Origin of the sequence: Bacillus oleivorans (assembly GCF_900207585.1) — a bacterium.
In the GTDB taxonomy this organism is placed as follows: Bacteria; Bacillota; Bacilli; order Bacillales; family JC228; genus Bacillus_BF; species Bacillus_BF oleivorans.
In genome coordinates this window covers 40102-59362 of sequence record NZ_OAOP01000012.1, presented here as the reverse complement: position 1 = coordinate 59362, position 19261 = coordinate 40102, and the positions used below count along the sequence as shown (strand labels likewise).

Annotated in this window: 24 protein-coding genes; 5 read left to right on the top strand and 19 right to left on the bottom strand. The window is 36.3% G+C overall.

From position 1 onward, the window contains the following. Nucleotides 1–15: 15 nt before the first annotated feature. From CRO56_RS20430 to CRO56_RS20375, 12 genes are all read right to left on the bottom strand, one after another. Complete coding sequence (locus CRO56_RS20430) at nt 16–312, bottom strand: hypothetical protein (RefSeq protein WP_097160485.1); 297 nt, start codon at nt 310–312, stop codon at nt 16–18. A gap of 141 nt (nt 313–453) precedes the next feature. Next, nucleotides 454–1011, bottom strand: a complete 558-nt coding sequence (locus tag CRO56_RS20425) for an ATP-binding protein (RefSeq protein WP_097160484.1) — start codon at nt 1009–1011, stop codon at nt 454–456. 254 nt (nt 1012–1265) lie between these two features. After that, the gene (locus CRO56_RS23320) at nt 1266–1694 is read right to left on the bottom strand and encodes a GNAT family N-acetyltransferase (protein WP_245856044.1); all 429 of its coding nucleotides are present in this window, start codon (nt 1692–1694) and stop codon (nt 1266–1268) included. A gap of 68 nt (nt 1695–1762) precedes the next feature. After that, complete coding sequence (locus CRO56_RS23315) at nt 1763–1972, bottom strand: hypothetical protein (RefSeq protein ID WP_245856042.1); 210 nt, start codon at nt 1970–1972, stop codon at nt 1763–1765. 61 nt (nt 1973–2033) lie between these two features. Beyond that, nucleotides 2034–2807 carry a tyrosine-protein phosphatase gene (locus CRO56_RS20415; RefSeq protein WP_097160483.1) on the bottom strand — a complete coding sequence of 258 codons (774 nt, stop codon included), beginning with the start codon at nt 2805–2807 and terminating at the stop codon, nt 2034–2036. A 184-nt stretch (nt 2808–2991) separates the two neighbouring features. Next, nucleotides 2992–3294, bottom strand: coding sequence for a hypothetical protein (locus CRO56_RS20410; protein ID WP_097160482.1), 303 nt, complete (start codon nt 3292–3294; stop codon nt 2992–2994). Between the two features lie 312 nt (nt 3295–3606). Continuing rightward, on the bottom strand, nt 3607–4080 hold the full coding sequence (locus tag CRO56_RS20405) for a hypothetical protein (protein WP_097160481.1): 474 nt from the start codon (nt 4078–4080) through the stop codon (nt 3607–3609). A 734-nt stretch (nt 4081–4814) separates the two neighbouring features. Next, entirely contained in the window at nt 4815–5237 is a 423-nt protein-coding gene (locus CRO56_RS22685; RefSeq protein WP_142305233.1) for a hypothetical protein, read from the bottom strand. A gap of 175 nt (nt 5238–5412) precedes the next feature. After that, nucleotides 5413–7911, bottom strand: a complete 2499-nt coding sequence (locus CRO56_RS20390) for an NEW3 domain-containing protein (RefSeq protein WP_097160478.1) — start codon at nt 7909–7911, stop codon at nt 5413–5415. Between the two features lie 526 nt (nt 7912–8437). After that, nucleotides 8438–8797 (bottom strand): hypothetical protein, encoded by a 360-nt coding sequence (locus CRO56_RS20385; protein ID WP_097160477.1) that lies wholly within the window; start codon nt 8795–8797, stop codon nt 8438–8440. Nucleotides 8798–9048: 251 nt separating this feature from the next. After that, on the bottom strand, nt 9049–9555 hold the full coding sequence (locus CRO56_RS20380; RefSeq protein WP_097160476.1) for a YoqH family protein: 507 nt from the start codon (nt 9553–9555) through the stop codon (nt 9049–9051). Between the two features lie 171 nt (nt 9556–9726). Further along, nucleotides 9727–9930, bottom strand: coding sequence for a hypothetical protein (locus CRO56_RS20375; RefSeq protein ID WP_097160475.1), 204 nt, complete (start codon nt 9928–9930; stop codon nt 9727–9729). A gap of 227 nt (nt 9931–10157) precedes the next feature. Here CRO56_RS20375 and CRO56_RS20370 point away from each other — a divergent pair, with 227 nt between their 5' ends. Beyond that, on the top strand, nt 10158–10337 hold the full coding sequence (locus CRO56_RS20370; RefSeq protein WP_097160474.1) for a hypothetical protein: 180 nt from the start codon (nt 10158–10160) through the stop codon (nt 10335–10337). Between the two features lie 300 nt (nt 10338–10637). Here CRO56_RS20370 and CRO56_RS20365 read toward each other — a convergent pair whose 3' ends face one another. The 6 genes from CRO56_RS20365 to CRO56_RS20340 all read right to left on the bottom strand — a co-directional run bounded on the left by CRO56_RS20365 (nt 10638) and on the right by CRO56_RS20340 (nt 15734). Beyond that, nucleotides 10638–12566 carry a beta-propeller domain-containing protein gene (locus tag CRO56_RS20365; protein WP_097160473.1) on the bottom strand — a complete coding sequence of 643 codons (1929 nt, stop codon included), beginning with the start codon at nt 12564–12566 and terminating at the stop codon, nt 10638–10640. A gap of 306 nt (nt 12567–12872) precedes the next feature. After that, complete coding sequence (locus CRO56_RS20360; protein WP_245856040.1) at nt 12873–13313, bottom strand: DUF1801 domain-containing protein; 441 nt, start codon at nt 13311–13313, stop codon at nt 12873–12875. A gap of 42 nt (nt 13314–13355) precedes the next feature. Beyond that, a complete protein-coding gene (locus tag CRO56_RS20355) occupies nt 13356–13931 on the bottom strand; it encodes a dihydrofolate reductase family protein (protein WP_097160472.1) in 576 nt (191 codons plus the stop codon). 73 nt (nt 13932–14004) lie between these two features. Then, nucleotides 14005–14841 carry a helix-turn-helix domain-containing protein gene (locus CRO56_RS20350; RefSeq protein WP_097160471.1) on the bottom strand — a complete coding sequence of 279 codons (837 nt, stop codon included), beginning with the start codon at nt 14839–14841 and terminating at the stop codon, nt 14005–14007. Between the two features lie 282 nt (nt 14842–15123). Beyond that, complete coding sequence (locus CRO56_RS20345) at nt 15124–15432, bottom strand: spore coat protein (RefSeq protein WP_097160470.1); 309 nt, start codon at nt 15430–15432, stop codon at nt 15124–15126. Then, nucleotides 15429–15734: a hypothetical protein gene (locus tag CRO56_RS20340; protein ID WP_425427238.1), complete on the bottom strand. Its 306-nt coding sequence runs from the start codon at nt 15732–15734 to the stop codon at nt 15429–15431. The genes CRO56_RS20345 and CRO56_RS20340 overlap by 4 nt, the downstream gene beginning before the upstream one ends. 75 nt (nt 15735–15809) lie before the next feature. Here CRO56_RS20340 and CRO56_RS20335 point away from each other — a divergent pair, with 75 nt between their 5' ends. The 4 genes from CRO56_RS20335 to CRO56_RS20320 all read left to right on the top strand — a co-directional run bounded on the left by CRO56_RS20335 (nt 15810) and on the right by CRO56_RS20320 (nt 17838). Then, nucleotides 15810–16019 (top strand): spore coat protein, encoded by a 210-nt coding sequence (locus CRO56_RS20335; protein ID WP_097160469.1) that lies wholly within the window; start codon nt 15810–15812, stop codon nt 16017–16019. 14 nt (nt 16020–16033) lie between these two features. Beyond that, nucleotides 16034–16393 (top strand): spore coat protein, encoded by a 360-nt coding sequence (locus CRO56_RS20330; RefSeq protein ID WP_097160468.1) that lies wholly within the window; start codon nt 16034–16036, stop codon nt 16391–16393. A gap of 17 nt (nt 16394–16410) precedes the next feature. After that, nucleotides 16411–17547 carry a zinc-dependent alcohol dehydrogenase gene (locus CRO56_RS20325; protein ID WP_097160467.1) on the top strand — a complete coding sequence of 379 codons (1137 nt, stop codon included), beginning with the start codon at nt 16411–16413 and terminating at the stop codon, nt 17545–17547. A gap of 117 nt (nt 17548–17664) precedes the next feature. Further along, nucleotides 17665–17838: an imidazoleglycerol-phosphate dehydratase gene (locus tag CRO56_RS20320; RefSeq protein ID WP_097160466.1), complete on the top strand. Its 174-nt coding sequence runs from the start codon at nt 17665–17667 to the stop codon at nt 17836–17838. A 111-nt stretch (nt 17839–17949) separates the two neighbouring features. Here the strand turns inward: CRO56_RS20320 and cypC are convergent, their stop codons facing one another. Further along, nucleotides 17950–19209: a CYP152 family fatty-acid peroxygenase CypC gene (gene cypC / locus CRO56_RS20315; protein ID WP_281257345.1), complete on the bottom strand. Its 1260-nt coding sequence runs from the start codon at nt 19207–19209 to the stop codon at nt 17950–17952. Nucleotides 19210–19261 lie beyond the last annotated feature (52 nt).

Sequence of the window (19261 nt, the reverse complement as noted above, 5' to 3'; positions counted from 1 at the left end):
GCAACATTATATTAACTATTCTTGATTTATCAGGTTAATCTTAACAATTTCGAAATTGCTTGGGTCGTTTTCGTCATGTCCAGTTTTATTACCGTATATAACTTGTATTTTTTGTCCAATATTATATCTTAAGATTTTTTCTTTATTGAGTATAAATTCCTTCAAAGATGTTCCTTTTTCTAGTAATATAGTGTTTTCTTCGGTATTTATTTCCCTTATTTCCCCCGTGAACTGATATATTTCCATTCTCGGTCGACAGCCAGTTAATAGCAAAATAGAAAACAGTAAGAATATTAAATATTTATATTTCAAATTCTCCCCCCGTTATTCACTTTTCTCTTCTTATTCAATGATCCTATTTCTATATCTCAAAAACTTAAACAAAAAAATGTTTGACCTTTTTGAATTAACGGACCCGTTATCAAAGAAGCACATAGAGAAATGTACTAAACCTCACTCTTGAGCAATCTTAACAATTTCTCGAGAGACGGAATGAACATCATCAGAATTCTTTATTACAAATAAATAATCGGCTTCACTTTCTATTGGTGCTTTAACTTCGCTATTATGAGATTCAGCCTGCTGACGAATAAGCACTTCCTCGAAGCTAGCAGCACTCCGAAATATAGATGTGCTTCGCTGAGTTGCAGCGACCCGTGCTTGAAGAACTTCATCTGGAATATCGAAATTAACGAGGATACTGATAAACCCTTTACTATGAAAATACTTGAAGAGATTCAAACGGGCTTTGCGGGTGCGATTTGAGTTGCACAGAATTAAATGAAAATTAGAGTGATCAACCGCATAATCAACAATCGTTTTACTGATTGAGTACTTGAGGGTATTAGGTCCTTGCTTCGGCTGTAACGATTTATAAAAATTGTTGATAAATTCAGCATGGTTATCTTGGTCAATTACTATTGAATTTTGTAACTTCTGTTCTAAAGCTTTAGCAAATGTGGTTTTCCCGCTATGTGTCTTGCCGACTGTCATAATCACTAACCGTTTCATAAATGTAACTCCATTCACAAATTTTCAAGAGCAATCATATTTCTTTGATTAGCTCCTAATTAACCAAACCAGCCTAAATACTTTTAAGAATTGTGTTATTGAATTGTAAATGTGCTTTAAATCAAATTTAACATAATATCCCATCTATAAATCATAATTTTCTGAATAATAGATAAAGGAAAAAAGAGCTGAGATCAGCCCATAGTTCTTATACTCTAGCTACTGAAGAAAGAGTCTTGCGTTTTACGATTACTTTAACTCATATGAATGTCGGTTCCATACTGAAACAATCTGAGTTTCCTTGCCACTGATTGAGATGCAAAATTGTCCCACGAAGTACTATATAGAGCAATTCGTCCCTGTTTTTGTACCTCTGCTGCCCAGGCACTTGTCACGTCCAAACCGTATCCTTTTCCGCGGTAATCTTCATGTGTGAATACACTTGCTTCGTCTGCGGTTGTTGACTTCCTTGCACTACAACAAATCGAAACAGTAATGTTATCTTCAACTATTACAAAACAAGGTTGCTTATACTTAAAATTCTCAAATGTATAGGGAAAATAAGGCTTTAGTAGTTCTTTATTTTCTTGGGTAACTTCTACAGCTTGTGTACCAGCCCTGTCTTTTACATCAGGAAACACGTAAGCTGGTCCAATCCATAAGTTATTGAACTGATGGCCCATGCTTAAAACCTTGATTATTTCCCCTAGATGAGCACCAGGATTTGTTCCGACAACTTGTTGCAGCTGTTCTACAAGCTCTCATCAAGAGTAATTGAATACCTTACTAAACTACCAAGTTTGGTGCCACCAATGAAAATCTTTGGTGCAACATCGTAAGGTGGCTCATTCACGACTGTCATTCTATTTTTAGAATCGTGTTTAAATAATACATTTACATGATGTTCCATCAATTCTAAATTAGACAACATAGACATTCCTCCGTAATTTAACATCACCATTTTAGTCACCATGTGTCTAACTTTTTGGAGTGCTTTATCCTGATTATCGCTACCCCGTTGCTTACTCTAATAAATGACTTTTAAGTACTTTTATATCATTTTCTGAAAGACCGAGGAACTCTTTTGCATATAAATCTATATTTCCATATTTTGCATCAATCTCATCTAAAAAGGCATTTATATACTCTGTTCGTGCCTCAAACAAGGCATCTAATACGTCCTGATCGATATTTGGCAGGTCATTATACCCGATTTCCGTAAAGTTTACTGCCATTTGTTCAAGTGTTTCATTTGTGTATAAGTAATCTTCTAAGATCTTTTCCCGAGGAACTCCAAGAATTCTAAGAATGAGTGCAGCGACAGCACCCGTTCTATCTTTTCCAGCCATACAATGGAAAAGTAAAGGATGATTCGGTTCGGTTAATAGTACTTGAAAAACTTTTCGGAATGCACTCTTATACGTAACCATATGTTGATTCAAATTCATTAATAATTCCCCTGGCTTGGTCTTCCTAAGCTGGTCTGCAAAATCAGTATCGTCTCCAACCTGCCCCAACATCTTTTCTTCAGAAAGGATTGGTGTGTGATGCCAAGTTATATCGTCAATAATTGGATCTGGGAATCTCTCAACTTCGTCCATTCCACGCAAATCACAGATTTTTTTGATACCCAATTGTTTCACAATTTCCCGGTCTGATTCTGTCAATCTACTTAAATTTCCTGAGCGAAATAACATTCCCGATCTTACCGTACGACCTTCTTTTGTCTGGTAGCCACCTAAATCACGAAAATTAAAACCGCCCTCTAATTTAATCTCACGTAACACGCTTTTCATAGTTTACCTCAACTGATAGAAATTTTTTTGTAATTCTAGCTTTAAAAATAAATCATACAATAGAAATCTATTATTATCAAAAGAGTACTACACTCTATGGGTGTGACATATTAGATCTTATAGAATTGGATATAGAATAATACCGGAAAATTCAACAAAAAAATAACGAAAGTCATTCTTTCTATTATCCTCCACTCATCCACATTGCCCAAACAAAATAGGACCAGAATGAAACCGGAATTCCTATTAAAACACTCGCGATAAAATACAATACAAACATTTCTTTTTGAACTTTTTTAGAAATAAAAGTTAATATTGGAACGACTATAAACAATGCGATACTTATAAAGGTTATAAAAGTTAAATATGTGGAAAGGTTGACTCCATCAATAATGTCGTTTAAAAAGTAAGATAAATGCTGTCCGAAAATTCCAAGGATAGTCGCTGTTATAAGACTGACAACTGCAAAAACATTAGAGATTATCATAAAATCCCACCTAAAAATAGAATATTAATTTTTATAGTTATCTTGTAGAATGCAAATTACAAATTAGTTCCCTGTTGATTACACCGGTTAATGCTTTCAATAATATATTTTTTAGACTCTATGTAATCGTAGACTTTAATGATTTCTTGTTCGTAATCATCATCAATTTCAAAATATTCAACACCTTTTTCAAAACATTTCATTTTAAATTCTTAGTATTCTAATAAATATGGAATTGTGTTATTGATATTCAGCTTTGTCTCCTCACTTATAACATTTATGATAAATTTAATTGATAGAGTTATATATTATTTAAGGCAATAATTGTTCTATAATTAATACTAGTTTATTTTCAATAAAATACAGGTTATATAAACGATCTTCATGCTTTTCTGTTATAAAATCTTCTAATGTTTTATAAGTTGGCGTAGCATTTTCTATAGTATAAGTCTCTACATTCTTATTAACCCTAATTTTAATATTTTCCTCTTTCTCATTCACCAAATTGGCATTATTGGGAGCATCCGAGTTATGTTCCCATTTAGCGTAATCAATTAAAAATGTCAATTCTTCATTATGTTCATTAATCTCCTTGATGAAGGCTTGTATATGCGTAAGATCCGGCATATTCAAAATTAAATGTTGATTAATATTTGCAAGGTTTTCTAAATAAGAAGTCTGTTCTCTGTACATACCTGAATAGTTTTCTAATTCTTCTTTTAATTCCTGGATGGTTTGTTCTTTTACTGATAGTTCTCTTTCATAAATTAGTAACTTTTCATTCATTGCCTTTATTTCGTTATTTAAGGTCTGTAATTGTTCATCGATTTTACCGTCCGAAGATTCATTTATAGTGCAGCCGGCTAAACTAAACATGGTAATTATTAAAATTTAGACTTTATTAATAATAACAATCACTTCCTTTATATTTTCATAAATTAATTGAAATACAACCTTCTCTTATGTAGGAATTGTAATTACTGCAGACTAAGACTAATGTTTAATAAATTCTGACTGGTGGAATGATTGCGTGAACACAGAGTTGATATAAAAGAAAAGTAATAATTAAAAAGATCCATATATTTATATTTTGAAGAAATCGAATCCGAAGTATCATGGTGAATAGTCCGCCAATTAGGCCATCTGTTAGGACAATGGGAATAATGAAGAATAGTTCAGGAAAATCCGGACTAAACATTTCTAAAAATCCATTAAACGCAAACCCTGGAATAAAGTGAATCCACGTTAAGAGCATCATGTCTAATCTTACATCATAAATGAGATAAAATAATAGATATACTATAAACGAAAAACTCGTAAAAAATAGAAACCCTCTCTTAAAGGACATTTTTAATATATTATTTCTCCCTTCTCAAGGAAAATGTCTGTACGACAATTATGATATATTTTTAGAGGATTTTAGTCCCATTATTTTTACAACTTCAAATCAATATTAACATAATATTCCAGTGACGAGATTAATTTTCTAAAACTTTATACAAAAAATAAGATCGATATCTCTAACGACCTTTAACACTTTGCAAGTTAATATGTGTATTCTGGTAAAAAATACGGATTGGCACATAGATGGTGCGGAACGGCACATAAACGGTGCGGAACGGCACATAAACGGCGCGGAACGGCACATAAACCGGGCGGAACGACACATAAACGGCGCGCAACGGCACATAAACCGGGCGCAACGGCACATAAACGGCGCGCAACGGCACATAAACCGGGCGGAACGACACATAAACCGGGCGCAACGGCACATAAACGGCGCGGAACGGCACATAAACGGCGCGGCACGGCACATAAACATGGCGCAACGACACATAAACCGGGCGCAACGGCACATATAACAGGCGCAACGACACATAAACCGGGCGCAACGGCACATATAACAGGCGGCACGGCACATAAATTGATGTAGAACAGTACAAAAAAAATGGGCTCGATTTTTATAAAATCTAAATCGAGCCCATTTTTCTTATTTACGTTCCAAGAATTGCAACAGAAGAACTATCCCCATGTTTCACCCATGACTCAATGAAACACAAGAACCGTCCCTCTGTTTCATTTGAAACACAAGAACCGTCCCCCTGTTTCACCCCTGTTTCAATAACTGATTAAATTTGTGAAGATGCGGTAGGCGCCTGGGACTTGGTTTTCCATTTGTCTGTAGAAGACCAAATTGGTGTATAAATAGGTTCCTTGGCCGTATGGGGCTAGGAGTATGCCGCTATTGAATGGAGCTTCGCCTGGGTCAGCCATGGTTAGGAAGGTTTCGTAGCTGGAATCCCATTGCATTGGGAAGTACAGTCCTCTTTCTTGAACCCAGTTGGCCCAATCATTTTCCGTAATTCGATTCGGATAGTTAAAGAGTTTATGATCTGGTTTGCTCACCGTAACAGCGGCATTTTCATCTGTAACCCGCCATCTGATTGAAGGACTTCCGATTGTAATTGGATAAGGCGCTGTTTCTTCAATATTCCAATTATCTTCCGGTTTATGATATTGAACAACCAAGTGACCGCCATTTTCGACATATTCTAATAATCGGTCATTATTTACAGCAAGATCCTGTCTTGATAGATAGGCCCGAATCCCAGTTACAATCGTGTCATACTGAGATAAGTCTCCTGATGATAAATCTTCTTCTGTCAATTTGGTGACATCAAAGCCTGCATTGATTAAGTAATCAGCTACTTTATCAAAGCCGCTTTCAACATAGCCGATTTTTAGATGATCCGGCTTTAATAATTCAAAGGCTACGCCATTGATCACAGAAGGATATTGGTAATACGAATCTTTAATATGATCATAAGAAATCTCTTGAACAGTTGTGTTAAATGTTTTGCCATCTGCTGTTGCCAGAGCTTCAATGTCAAAATCCCCTGCTTCAATATCTGCTGGAGGCGTTAAGTTAAAGGTCGCCTCTTTTTCCTCAAATCTTTCTGTAAAAAATAGTTCCGTTTCAACTGGGTCGCTTGACCAGCCTTCTGGAAGATCTAAAGAAATCGTTGCCTTTTTCTCACCTGCAAAGTAATTCTTCACTTTAACCGTAACAGGGATCTTGTCTTGAATATCAGCTGTGTTGACAATCACATTTTGCGGATCCAGTGTAATACTGAATTCAGGTAAAACCGCCACTGTTTCTTCAGGCACTAATACTGATTCAGTAGTATATCCATTTTCTTTAAAAGCAATTTTGCTTTGAATCGTTGGCTCACCATACGGGTTAAAATAATCAGCATCCTCAGGAACCTCAATGTCAAATGTTACGGTTTTTGAAGCACCTGATTTTAACTTCGAAATTGTTTTTGCCCCGCTATTTTGCCAGCCGTCAGGTAAAAGGAGAGATGCCTGAACTTGATGGATGTCCTTTTCGCCATTATTCGTGATGGTGGTCGTAACTGTTGATTTTTCACCGCTAGTTAATACATTGGAACTAATGGTTGTTTCCACATCCAGACTAGATGCTACAAAGCTTGCCTCTTTTAGCTGTTCAGCTTTTAATTCAAGTTTATGGAGTAAATCCACTTTAACGGCTTCACTTAATTCAGTTTTTTCCGTTTTAGCGATTAACCTTTCTACAGCTTTTAATGCTTTTTGTACCTCAGGCAAGATCGCTCCTCTATTCGGATAAAGGTTAACAATCTGATCCAGGCTATTTTGGAGCTCAGTCAATTGATCTTTTAGATCTTCCTGCGGAACAACCTCTGCCCAGTCCGTAAAATTATATGGCACTCCAGCAAATAAAGCAGGATTATTCGCTGAATCCACCGCTTTTACCAGTTCAATTTTAACCTGTCTAGGTTCAGCAGGTATATCATTACCCATACCTTGGCTCTTGTGCATATATCTAGATTCCTCGCCAAGCTGAGGATAAGTCATTTGGTAAATTGGGTCGTAGACACCGATTTCAATTGAAGTCGATTTCTCTGGAATTGAGTCTGAAGCTGCAGGTAAATAAACCTTTTTAATTTGCCAAGGTGTTAAACCTTCCTCAAAATGTTCTGGAAAAACAGTCGGATCCGCTGCATCTTCAAATGCTTGTAAGGATAAAATAGTTATGGCTCGATGATGTCCGTGCTGACTATCTACATTTCGGAATGAAGGCATTACAATATCCGGCTTGTACGTTCTGATGAAATGAATAAGCCGCTCGTAGGTGACATCTTCTCCCCATTTTTCAAGGGTTTCATCTGGTGATTTTGAAAAACCAAAGTCATAAATCGCATCTGATGTTACATCACTTAAATGATAGGCTTTTACGCCCGTAATTTTGGCTGCTTCAATCATTTCATTGGAACGAATAATACCAAGGGCATTCCCTAATTCCGTTCCAATTTCATTTTGGCCGCCTTCGCCGCGATTGGCAATCAAACTGGCTGTTTTAACCCCAAGTCCTCTTGACAAATAGGCAAGAAAATCACTTCTTTCATCATCCGGGTGTGCACCGGTATTTAAGAATGAAACAGTGGTACTAAGAGGTTTCAATACATTCCAAAGCTCTACATCTGGCTCCTCATTCATTGCTGAAAACCCTTGAAGAGGCGGCAGAAATGCGACTAATAACAGGATCGATACAAAAAGCTTACATATCTTCTTCACCTATGTAACCCCTTTCATATATTTTTATATTAAATTAATTAGTCCTCCTTCCTTAATAGAAATAGTTAGTTAGTTAGTTAGGATTACTAACTTGAATGCATAATACCACTTTTTCTGAATTATTTTAATATTACGAATGTACGATTTAATTCTAGGTCTTTAGATGTATCTTTGTTGATAAAACAGTTGGCAATTAAAAAAAGCGTGACAGAAATCCTAAAAATAAAATAACTAAAGAAAAGACCATAGGAATATATCCTACGATCTTTTATCATATTATTTTTGGCTAAATTAATTCAACATTATGTAAAACCTTAAATATCCTCTAAGATTCTTAGAGGATATTTAAGTATAACTCATTTTCATAAAATAGCTGTTGTCAATGTCATATCCAACAAATAGGAAAGAGGAGAAAAATCTCCTCTTTCCCCATTTTTCGACCTATTATTTTTTTTTCAAATATAAAACGATCTTCTATCTCTATCCCTAAAGGGAACCCCTTCATTAAAACCCCTGCGTTTTAAATTTATTCGATAATAAATTGATCAATCGTTTCTTTGTCATCCCCGATGGAGTAGGTTGAAAAAGTAACCTCGCTTCCTATTTCCACTTCTTTTCCTTCAATTTGACTTTTAGCCTCTTCGGATAGACGATAATTTACATCTTGGCCACCTACCGTTATAATAACCTCTTCATCTGTTTCAACACTTTTTATAATTCCTGCTATTTCAGGGGCTTCTTGCCCGGCAAGCACTGTTCCAGCTGCATCACCTGTCGGCCCTTCCCCGCTTTCTGCGTTTTGTACGTCAGCATTCCCACATGCACCCAGGATTGATATTATTAAGAAGCAAACGATCCCTACAGCCATTTTCCTAATGTTCAACATCGTAACTCCCTCCTTTTTTATCCCTTATATCTTATTAGTCGGCAGTAATTTCAAATTAGTTTCATAATATTTAAACATCCTATAACCAAAAAATAAGCCAACAAATTATGTTGACTCGCTACAAAGGTTTTTTCATTTAACTTCCTATAGCGGAAATTGAACTTACAAATCCTGAGATAATCGAACCATATCCAGGCAATGGATTCCGTTTTCCATCATCTCTTCTGGATAGTGCCTTATCACCGATGTCTTTAGTTATGGCATCCCTGTAAGGTATTTTGCATAATGGCAGGTCCTAACTTTTCAGTTTTCGAATTTGAAACACGCAATTGCACTCGTGTATTCACAGGAAGTCCGAAAGAAATCTCGTCAAATTTACCTGCCCATGGAATTCCTCCAAACCAGCTTGGAGTGTCCTCCTTAACGGGATACATCTTAAATCGCCAACTGATTATGCCAGGTACCTGGGCAAATCCTTCATATTGGTCATATTCCCCAAACGAGGAAGGTGACGGAAGCCAATCTGCATAGATTCCCACACTCTCCCGTTCTCTAACAGGACTCATTGGTGCATCCGTATATGGCTTTTTAACCTTCGTAATTAAAGCAACTCCTTGTATATTCGGAACATCCTTAACTGGATAAAGAACCACACTACATGGATAGGATACTTGTGTCAAAGTTTGTGCCTGAATGGTTCCCGTATGATATAAAATTAGCACTGCCATAACGCCTATACTTATTACTTTTTTTATCAATTTAACACCTCTCGAAATTCAGTCTTTGAATTTATCCATGATAAATGTCAAGACACCTGATATCCATCTTGAGTGTAAATTTCCTGCCCATACACCTTAAGAACTTTTAATAGTTTTTCCGATAAAGTAGACCCACTATTAATATCCTCTTCCACTTTTTATTAGTAGAGATTATCTCTTTACCCTTTGGTTTACCTCATCCAATATATCGAGTAATTTTTGCGGCGCACTTGCCTGGTAAAACTCATTGAGAGCTCGCTTTCCATCTCTTAAATCTTGTATAACGGAGGTGATTTCGTCTATAACATCTTTATCAATTTCTCCTGCTTCTATCATTCTTTCCAATTCATTTGCCATTTGTATGGTTCGATCCATTGGTTTTCCTCCTGTAATTGGTATCCCTTTTTTAGGCTGCTATAGAAATAGCATTCCTTCTTCTCGCAGCCTTAATCATATTTCTATAAGTTACTGGAACACTGTAAGGTAAACAACTACATAACCTCGGGTCTCGCTTTTCCTTTTTTATTAGTCATCCTGGCATTGCTTCTGTTTTATTTGTTCTCGATAGAACCATACTAAACATGAGAAAGGAGGTTACAACAGTGACTAACGAATCAGGTTCTAAATCAGAATTAAAAGGTAAATCAGCAGTTGACCCTTCTGGTCAGAAAAAGTATAAGGAAGAAATAAGTGCGGAAAACCTTGCAAAGGAGGCACTTGCTGAAACAATTCGAGAGGGAGGAGCCTTTGCACGGGAAAATCCCGATCAATTTAAGCAGTGAAAAAACCGATGTTAGGACTAATGAGTAAAATCACTCATGTTTTAAAATCAAAATAGGTGCCTGTTCCCTGGTGTACAGTCATACAGCAAGAGACAGGCACCAGAATGATCTAGAAAATGCAGATATTATCCCCATTATCTTAAATAAAATTCCGAACAAACTATTTTTAGTTAGACTATTCTTTTGCTTTTGTTATTACTTACGTCCCTAACAAAAGCAAAATTCGTCTTGAACTCGATTTTTAAAAAAAGTGCACAGAAAAAGATCGCCTCCACAGACGATCTTTTCAGTTACTTATGTTTAATAAGGAAGAACTAACTCTCCCTGTTTGTTGAAAGTATTTAAATCATGAGCTTCAATCTTGTGATTTGACATTGTATATAAGGTGTCTTCAATATACATGATGCGCTGTACTTCTTTTTGGTAATCAGGATAGTCGCCCATTCTCAATGTATCATCTTCTGATATATGCGTAATTTGTTTCTTTAATGTAAACCCTTTTTCTAAATCTAATCCATAAACAAAGGCGCCTTGGAACGTAAAATCACCATATGCGTTTCCGTCTGTATTGTCGATTCCATCTGGTAATTCATGTAGTCTGACAGGGAATGCAATCAGATTTTTTTCCTTAGAAAAAAGTAAGGCTTTATGGTTATAGAGGAGTTCCGATTCGGTACCTCGATCACCAATGAATTCAACAAATTTTTCTTTTGGGTTGTTCACGTCGGTAATATCAAATAACGCCATTTTCATTCCCTGGTAATAGGCAAAATCTCCTTTTGTTGCTTCAACCGCATCTTTACCAAAGCCAATAATATGATTTTCATCATAAGGATGTAAGTAATCACTATATCCGGGGATCTTCAGTTTTCCGAGAATCGATGGGTTATGTGGATCTTTTAAATCAAAGACGAATAGCGGGTCCACTTTTTTAAAGGTAACCATATAGCCTCTATCTCCCATAAAGCGGACGGAGTATATGGCCTCATTTGGCGCAATATCTCTTATTTCACCTGTTTTCTTTAGATTTTGATCTAAAATAAACAAATGATTTTTAGAAGCATTCTTCTCATTCCATACTTCCCCTGTAGTCGTTGCAATTCGGAAATAGCCATTGTGTTCATCCATAGAGAATTGGTTTAAGATTTGCCCTTCCACTTCCCCTTCAGCTATATACGAAGCATTTCCGTTTTCTAATTTAAATTTAAATATGGTGGTATTTATATCAACAGCAGGATTCAATAAGAAACCACTTTCGGAAAAATTGGGTTTTGACACGTATAAATGTTCTTTTGATGCATAAATATTTTGACTTGCCCCTAAATAAGTCGATATCGATGCCGGTTTTTCAGGATTGCTTAAATCAATTCCAGATACTATAAGATAATTCGGTTCTTCAAATTCAGGAAAGTAATAAATCTGGTCCCAATTTGGCCGTTTGATCTCTTCTCCTAAAACACTGTCTTTATAGGCTGGTTTAAAAATGTCTTCATCAGGTGTTTCATCTTTATCGAAGATATGGACGGGAATATATTTGTTTGAAACCAGATATATGCTGTTCCCTATTTTTCGTGAAGAGTTATAGTGTCCTTCAACTTCCACTTCACGAATGAGTTCTAGATTATGCCGATCATGCAAATCATAAATTAAAACCTTTACACTAGAGTGAGGATAATAGTAAGGCTCACTTTTTACATCTGATTTAATATTCGGGTCTTTAAACTGACCATGACCGATTACGATCAGCTGTTTATCATCTACATACAATTCTGAAGGATAAAAGTCATCTTCATATTCCTTTTGAAAAACAACTTTCATTTCATTGGCAGGGTATACACTTGAAATGATTAAATGATTTTCTTTAACTTGGTACATGTATTTTCCATCTGTTTTGATTCGGTCTGCTTCATCTACCCCATTAACTTGAACATTTGTTGTTGAATAGTCAGCCCCTGACGCACTATCAGAGCTTGCTGATTTTTGTTCTACAGCACCATCCGAACTTTCTGCTTCCATGGCTACTGCATCAAACGCAAAAAATCTGCTTCTATCCTTTTCTATTTCTTTCATCATTTTCTTAAAGCCGTCATAGGAGCCAACGACATCTAAAGGTTCAACTTCTGGAGCCGGAGCCATTCTCACTTCTTCTTTGTGATCATTTGCAAAAATGAATGAAGTCGCCATTCCAAAAACCAATAAACCAGTTAAAATCCAGAGTTTTTTAATCATCTACATCCCCTCTATTACAGTTTTAATACTTTGCTTACATTGATATAGACGATGGTTTTGGAAAAACGTCTCAAAAAAATGAGAATGACTGTCGTATTTAAGTTGAGGAGATGATAGCTGAGGGAGGACAGAGATTAGCTATAAATAATAAACAACCATCTTCTCTATTTCTATTTCTTCAGTGATTTTCTGAATTTTATATACTTCTGTTAGCCAGACCTTTACTTAAGATAAATTCCTCAAAAATAAAAGTATATAGAACATACTTCAGGTACGATTGTTCTATATACTTTTATTTTAAAACCTCTAAGAAGCAGTTATTGCTAACCACTTAGTTACTACATCTCTAAGTTTTGCTTCTTTAGCTTTTACGTCATTATTATCAGTAATTTTTACAATTGCTCTGTCGCCTGAAACCCACTCCAATATACCTGTATCATCAACAAATAAAGGTTCCTTATCTGCCCTATCTTTTACCTTGGCGCCACAATGAAAGATAAGTTTAAACATTCCCTTTCCATGCAGATTAAAAGTGATCCTGTCTTCATTATTAAAACAGAAACTCGGAGCATTCCATTTGATCTGTTCAGTAATTTGTCCATTAGTGCTTAAAATGATTTTTCTCACTGCATCTATTTCTTCTTTAAGAGGGTGATCTAGATTTTCCATAAATTCTGTTACCTGTTGGGAACCAGATACTTTCCTTGATTTTAACTGTTGATTACCTGCTTTTTTATTTGTAGGCACTAAGTTTTGTCCTCCTTTCATTTTCCTTTTTTCCATCTTTTACTATCTTTTTAAAGTATAGTGTAAAAGTACGTTACCTGATTTAAATGGTTTTGCTTTAAAAAGTTCTAGTCCGAATTGTTTCACATTTATAAATAGAGGCTTTCCCTCCCCTGCGACTACTGGAGTGACAATAAATAGATATTCGTCAATCAGTCCCTCTAATGCAAGCTGCTGAACAATAGACCCACTTCCCATGATAAGCATATCAGAGCCTTCCTCTGATTTTAATTCCCGAATAACCTGAGCAGGTTTATCTGCAAATATTATTGTATTTTCCCAATTTGCTTCTTTCAGATTTGTTGAAAATACAACCTTTTTCATATTAGTCAATTCTTCAGCTACTGCCTTTAATTCCTTAGGAGCATTGGGATCATTTAAAAAAGGAACCCAGCTGCGCTCAAAACCTTTGTATGTAGCAGCACCTAAAATGAGAGTATCGACTTGTCCATCCCCGCTTCGAACTTCTTTATCCACCTCTGGGTCATGAATAAACCAATCCATGCCAAAATTGGTGTGATTCAGACTGGCAAAGTAACCATCCATTGATATTCTGTTTAACATTGTAACTTTCCTCATGTTTCATGCCTCCTAGATTTAATATAGACAGATTAACATGGAACAAATTGCAATAATTGTATTATCCCGTCATTTATACTAAGTAAGAGGAACTTATGTGATCATGATGAAAGCTATTTACTTTTTGAGAAATGCTTTTAGGTGTGATTCCAGAGAATTCCTTTATATCCCGTATGAAATGTGACTGGTCATAATAATTTAGAGCCCGAGCTATATCACTTAGCCTTTCGTATCTGTCTGTATCCATAAGCTTAATCGCTTCATTGACCCGTTTTATTCGAATAAAAGCTTGCGGAGTAATGCCAACACATTGTACAAATCTTTTTTCAAATTGCCGCTCTGAAATGTGCAATTGTTCAATTAAATATTTTACTGTTACAAAACTAATATTTTTATTAATTAAACAGAGGCTCTGTTCCACTAAAGTATCCCTTGGGTAGCCTTGACTTTGTTTTTCCATTAAAAAATCAGTTAACAGTTTTATATAATGCTTATTGTCTTTTGCATCTAATAGCTGCCTATTCAGATCCTCCATTCCTATTTCAGCAAAACCGAAGGAATTATTGGTTAATGTGGATACATCCATACCAAATAAAGTTCTTAAGGCATGGGGTTTAAGAACGACTTGAATGGTTACAAACGGTCCTTGTTTAAAATTCATAATAGCAAGTTCTTTTACCTGACCATGAATATATAGAGTCGGTATGTCTATTACACGTCCTGATTTGGTGTTAATGTCTTTAATCGCGGACTGCCCGTTGTTTTGCTGAAAAACTATTCCTGGAAACCCATGAGGACATACCTTAATAGATAATGCTTCTTCTCCGCCGTATCTGGCTATTCTAAAACTATCAACATCATTACATAGGGTTCCCACAGGCGGAAGTACAGTAAAATCAATTATACCCATTTGAATTTTATCCCCCTATTTAGATATGTAGACATTACAGGTTAAAACTAGTCTTGAACTAATGTGCCCATTAAGTTCAATAACTTCAACAAAAAGAGCGTTAATCCTGCTAGGATTAACGCCTCCACCTATTTGAACTAACCTATTCCTTTGAAAAAATTTTGAAGCACACCACTTTTAAAGGGGGTGTGCTTTTTGGTTAAGGCTGATAAAGAGATGAAATTAGTACTAGTATCAACCCGCCACTATTAGATTTCAAAAATCCTCGATTAACTATTCGAATTAACCATTTTGCTGTTGCGCCAAGTTAGTTGCTGTGTTCGAAGCAGTTAAATCAACCTGAAGCTGCTCACTTAAATCGTGTGGATGGTAATAGCCCTTTGCGATCATATAGTTGGTAATATTCTCATGTGTTTGAATCGCATCTCGTAATTGTTCTCTTAATACCTTTCGTAATTCGGGAGTAGCGGCTTCTGTAATGGCAGCCGTGTAGTTTCTAACCCCAGCTTTAGCAGAAATTAAAAAGTCTGTTGCTATAACCTGATCGGTCATTCCACCCATCCCGACTATGTTTTGAATAAATCGGTTCATTGTTGCACCTCCCGATTGGTTAAAAATTGCAGTAATTGCTTAATATGCTGTTGTCCTGCAGTAACGTCATTTGAAAGTATTGTTTTTAATTCTTCATCTTGTGCTAATACGCTCATCGTCGACGATTTGGTTAAGCAGAGGTTTTTAAAGGTCAACAATTCGTGAACTTCTAGAGTTTCGTGCAATCCTAAATATTTTGACATACTTTTCACTCCATTATTTCCGGTATTTTGTTCTTTTATATTCTCAAAGGTTGAGCAGTAATATTCATTATTATTTGCAGTCCCCCTTATCAAATTCATTTTTCCCCTTGAATATTAATGCATATAAGAAAAGTTAGTTAGGGGAAAATACATAGTAAACTGGAGGTGAGCCACATGGATATGGAAAAATTGGCAATGCATGAAACATTAGAAACACACGAGATCATCAATTTCAAAACAGTGTGTTTAGTTAGATCAAAATTAATGCAAGGAATATGCTTTAATAATGAGTTAAAAAAGCTTATGGAAAAAGATGTTAAACAATCCATTCAGGACATAAATGAACTACTCCCTTTTTATAATCAAAGCCAAATCATTCAATAGCAGGAGGCAGAAAAATGCAAGATTATCTAGACCCAAGAAATGCCGAAGGGATGCCCAACTTAGCCGATTCTACATTTGCATTAGATTTTTTATTATCTGTAAAAAATGGAATTCGCAATTATGGATTTGCTATATCAGAGACGTCCAACCCGGAACTCAGAAAGGTATTAACTAAACAATTGGAAGCTGCAATCGATTTACATGGAGAAATTACGGATTTAATGATTGAAAATAAATGGCTCCATCCTTATAACTTTAAAGATCAGTTCCCAATAGATTTAAAAGGAGCAGAAACCGCCGTTCAAATTGGAAAAATGAATCTATTCCCTATGGACACCGACAGAGGCGGTATGTTTGCAACACCAAATCAATAAAAGGAGGGATAACTATTATGAAAGCTGTCACATATCAAGGTATAAAAAATGTAGAAGTAAAAGAGGTAAATGACCCCAAAATAGAAAAACCAGATGATATTCTCATAAAGGTTACTTCGTCTGCAATTTGCGGATCGGATTTACACTTAATTCACGCAATGGTACCAAACATGCCAACGGATTTTATTATTGGGCATGAACCAATGGGAACCGTAGAGGAAGTCGGTCCAGAAGTAACCAATTTAAAAAAAGGGGACCGTGTAATTATCCCTTTTAATATTAGCTGTGGTCAATGTTGGTACTGTCAGCACGATTTAACAAGTCAATGTGATAATTCCAATCCACATGGTGAAATGGGAGCATACTTTGGTTACTCAGAAACGACTGGTGGATATGCAGGCGGCCAAGCTGAATATATGAGAGTTCCTTATGGAAATTTCACTCCATTTAAAATTCCTGAAGACTGCGAAGTTGCAGATGAACAACTTGTCTTAATTGCCGATGCTGCTTCAACAGCCTATTGGAGTGTGGATCATGCAGGGGTTAAAGAAGGGGATACTGTTATCATTTTTGGTTGTGGGCCAGTTGGACTTCTTGCACAAAAATTTGCCTGGTTAAAAGGTGCAAAAAGGGTTATTGCAGTAGATTACATTAATTATCGTTTACAGCATGCAAAACGTACGAATAATGTGGAAATCATTAATTTTGAAGACCATGAACATACGGGTGAATACTTAAAAGAACTTACAAGCGGAGGCGCTGATATAGTCATTGATGCAGTCGGTATGGACGGGAAGTTTTCGGACCTTGAATTTTTAGCGACTGGACTTAAACTTCAAGGGGGGTCTATGAGTGCTTTAGTCATGGCTACTCAGGCTGTTCGAAAAGGAGGAACCATACAAATAACAGGTGCTTACGGTGGCCGCTATAATGCATTCCCTCTTGGGGATATTTTTAACAGGAACATTGATATTAAGACTGGACAGGCACCAGTTATACCTTATATGAAACACCTGTATCAATTAGTTTCGGAAAGGAAAGTTGATATTGGAGATGTTGTTACACATGTATTGCCATTAGACCAAGCAAAGCATGGTTATGAGGTTTTTGATACGAAAACAGAAGATTGTATTAAAGTTATATTAAAACCATAAAACCAAATACCCAGTTCATAGACTTTATTAGTTCAAGACTGGGTTCTTTAATCAGAAATCATGAAACAAATAAAGATTGGAATGATATGAATAACTGTAAAATGGGAGGTGTGAAACATGACAAAGCGTAATAATCGAAATGGCAGTCAAAATCAAAGTTCGCCAAGTAATAGCGGCAAGTTAGACACAGAATTCGGTCAAGAGGCGGTTAGTGGCGATAACAGTAAGGGCAAACATTACAACTCCAAACGCGGAAGCAAATCTCAATTAAAAAATCCAAATAATCATTAATTGCTGGAAAGGAACCACACCGGTTCCTTCTTTGTAATCAACTCTTATTCATCTACAGATCTATCCCTTATTGCCCCTATTTAGCATCGCACACATAAATGAAAAACAACCTTATTTCCGCTTTATATTTTTCATTACAATTTTACTGCGAGGAATACTTGGTATACTAACCATGCTATAACTGAGATCCTGGTCAGGAATTTGATATTCTATTTGGTTTACGAGATAGTCTAGACTAACCTTCATGATTTCAATGGTGGCCCACTCACCTGCACAGCGATGTCCTAATAGGTAATCACCACCCCCCTGCGGTATGAAACTGAAAGGACTTTCTTCCCACTCAGCAAACCGCTGCGGATTAAAGATATCAGGATTATCCCAAATTTTAGGATCATGATTGGTGCCATAAAGATCCAATAATGTTAACGTACCTTTTTCAAATGTATAGTTCATCCAGATGAAATCTTTTTTTACTCGGGCTGCGACGAAGGGAAAAAACGGATAATAGCGACGGACTTCTTGAACAAACATCCGGTAATCTTTTTCATCACCTGATTCAAGTTTCTCTCTTTCCTCAGGATGATGATGTAAGGCCAAGACAGTAAAATTCATAAATATCGCAATTGCTACAATGGGTCTTAAGATATTAATCACTTCTACTGCAACAGTCTCATGATCCAGAAGACTTCCATCAGGATTACGATGCCAGCTAAACCTATGTAGTATGGTATGTTCGGCAGGTTGAACTTCCCCACTCCTTACCCTGGTAATGATTTCTCCTATCCACTTTTCAACTCGGTTCCGTGCATTTCTTCCTTTCCAATGATCAGGTCCCATCGCAGCAGGCGACTCAAACATCGCCTCTAAATCATTGGTTAGATGCTTGATTTCATCATCTCGTACTTGCACTCCTGCCCACTGGCATGCGGTTCTGCATAACCATTCCTGAACTTCTTCATAAAAAATAATCTGATCCATTTGTTCCCATTTTTGCGCTGCAAGCTTCCACTCTTTTTTGGCAATATCCGTTAATCTTTTAAGTTCATGAGGGGTCATGAGCGACATAAACATTTCCTTACGGTTTTTATGTTTTTGCCCATCCAATGTTTGAACCCCTTTCTTGCCAAACAAGGTCTGCACCAACCGATTTGGGGCTGCACCTTTCCTTTGGAACTTTTCAGGATCATAAAAAATCTCTGCGGCCTCCTTTCCCCCCATACAGATTGCTTTCTTTCCAAGTAAACGGGTTTCGAAGACATCAGAGCTGAAGCTGCGCCGTCTATTTAAAATATACAAATATCCTTCTCTCAATAGGCTCAAAGTGTGGTCGATTCCTTTTTCATGGGGCATCATATTTGACAATAGGACCATCTCCGTTTTTAACTGAGTTGATCGTATTATTTGTAAATTCCTTCCTATTTTA

Bases quoted from the DNA above. Each gene is read 5' to 3' on its own strand.
- CRO56_RS20425 (WP_097160484.1), bottom strand. From the start codon at position 1,011: ATGAAACGGTTAGTGATTATGACAGTCGGCAAGACACATAGCGGGAAA.
- CRO56_RS23320 (WP_245856044.1), bottom strand. From the start codon at position 1,694: ATGGGCCATCAGTTCAATAACTTATGGATTGGACCAGCTTACGTGTTT.
- CRO56_RS23315 (WP_245856042.1), bottom strand. From the start codon at position 1,972: ATGGTGATGTTAAATTACGGAGGAATGTCTATGTTGTCTAATTTAGAA.
- CRO56_RS20415 (WP_097160483.1), bottom strand. From the start codon at position 2,807: ATGAAAAGCGTGTTACGTGAGATTAAATTAGAGGGCGGTTTTAATTTT.
- CRO56_RS20410 (WP_097160482.1), bottom strand. From the start codon at position 3,294: ATGATAATCTCTAATGTTTTTGCAGTTGTCAGTCTTATAACAGCGACT.
- CRO56_RS20405 (WP_097160481.1), bottom strand. From the start codon at position 4,080: ATGAATGAAAAGTTACTAATTTATGAAAGAGAACTATCAGTAAAAGAA.
- CRO56_RS20385 (WP_097160477.1), bottom strand. From the start codon at position 8,797: ATGTTGAACATTAGGAAAATGGCTGTAGGGATCGTTTGCTTCTTAATA.
- CRO56_RS20375 (WP_097160475.1), bottom strand. From the start codon at position 9,930: ATGGATCGAACCATACAAATGGCAAATGAATTGGAAAGAATGATAGAA.
- CRO56_RS20365 (WP_097160473.1), bottom strand. From the start codon at position 12,566: ATGATTAAAAAACTCTGGATTTTAACTGGTTTATTGGTTTTTGGAATG.
- CRO56_RS20355 (WP_097160472.1), bottom strand. From the start codon at position 13,931: ATGAGGAAAGTTACAATGTTAAACAGAATATCAATGGATGGTTACTTT.
- CRO56_RS20350 (WP_097160471.1), bottom strand. From the start codon at position 14,841: ATGGGTATAATTGATTTTACTGTACTTCCGCCTGTGGGAACCCTATGT.
- CRO56_RS20345 (WP_097160470.1), bottom strand. From the start codon at position 15,432: ATGAACCGATTTATTCAAAACATAGTCGGGATGGGTGGAATGACCGAT.
- CRO56_RS20340 (WP_425427238.1), bottom strand. From the start codon at position 15,734: ATGAATTTGATAAGGGGGACTGCAAATAATAATGAATATTACTGCTCA.
- CRO56_RS20335 (WP_097160469.1), top strand. From the start codon at position 15,810: ATGGATATGGAAAAATTGGCAATGCATGAAACATTAGAAACACACGAG.
- CRO56_RS20330 (WP_097160468.1), top strand. From the start codon at position 16,034: ATGCAAGATTATCTAGACCCAAGAAATGCCGAAGGGATGCCCAACTTA.
- CRO56_RS20325 (WP_097160467.1), top strand. From the start codon at position 16,411: ATGAAAGCTGTCACATATCAAGGTATAAAAAATGTAGAAGTAAAAGAG.
- CRO56_RS20320 (WP_097160466.1), top strand. From the start codon at position 17,665: ATGACAAAGCGTAATAATCGAAATGGCAGTCAAAATCAAAGTTCGCCA.
- cypC (WP_281257345.1), bottom strand. From the start codon at position 19,209: ATGGTCCTATTGTCAAATATGATGCCCCATGAAAAAGGAATCGACCAC.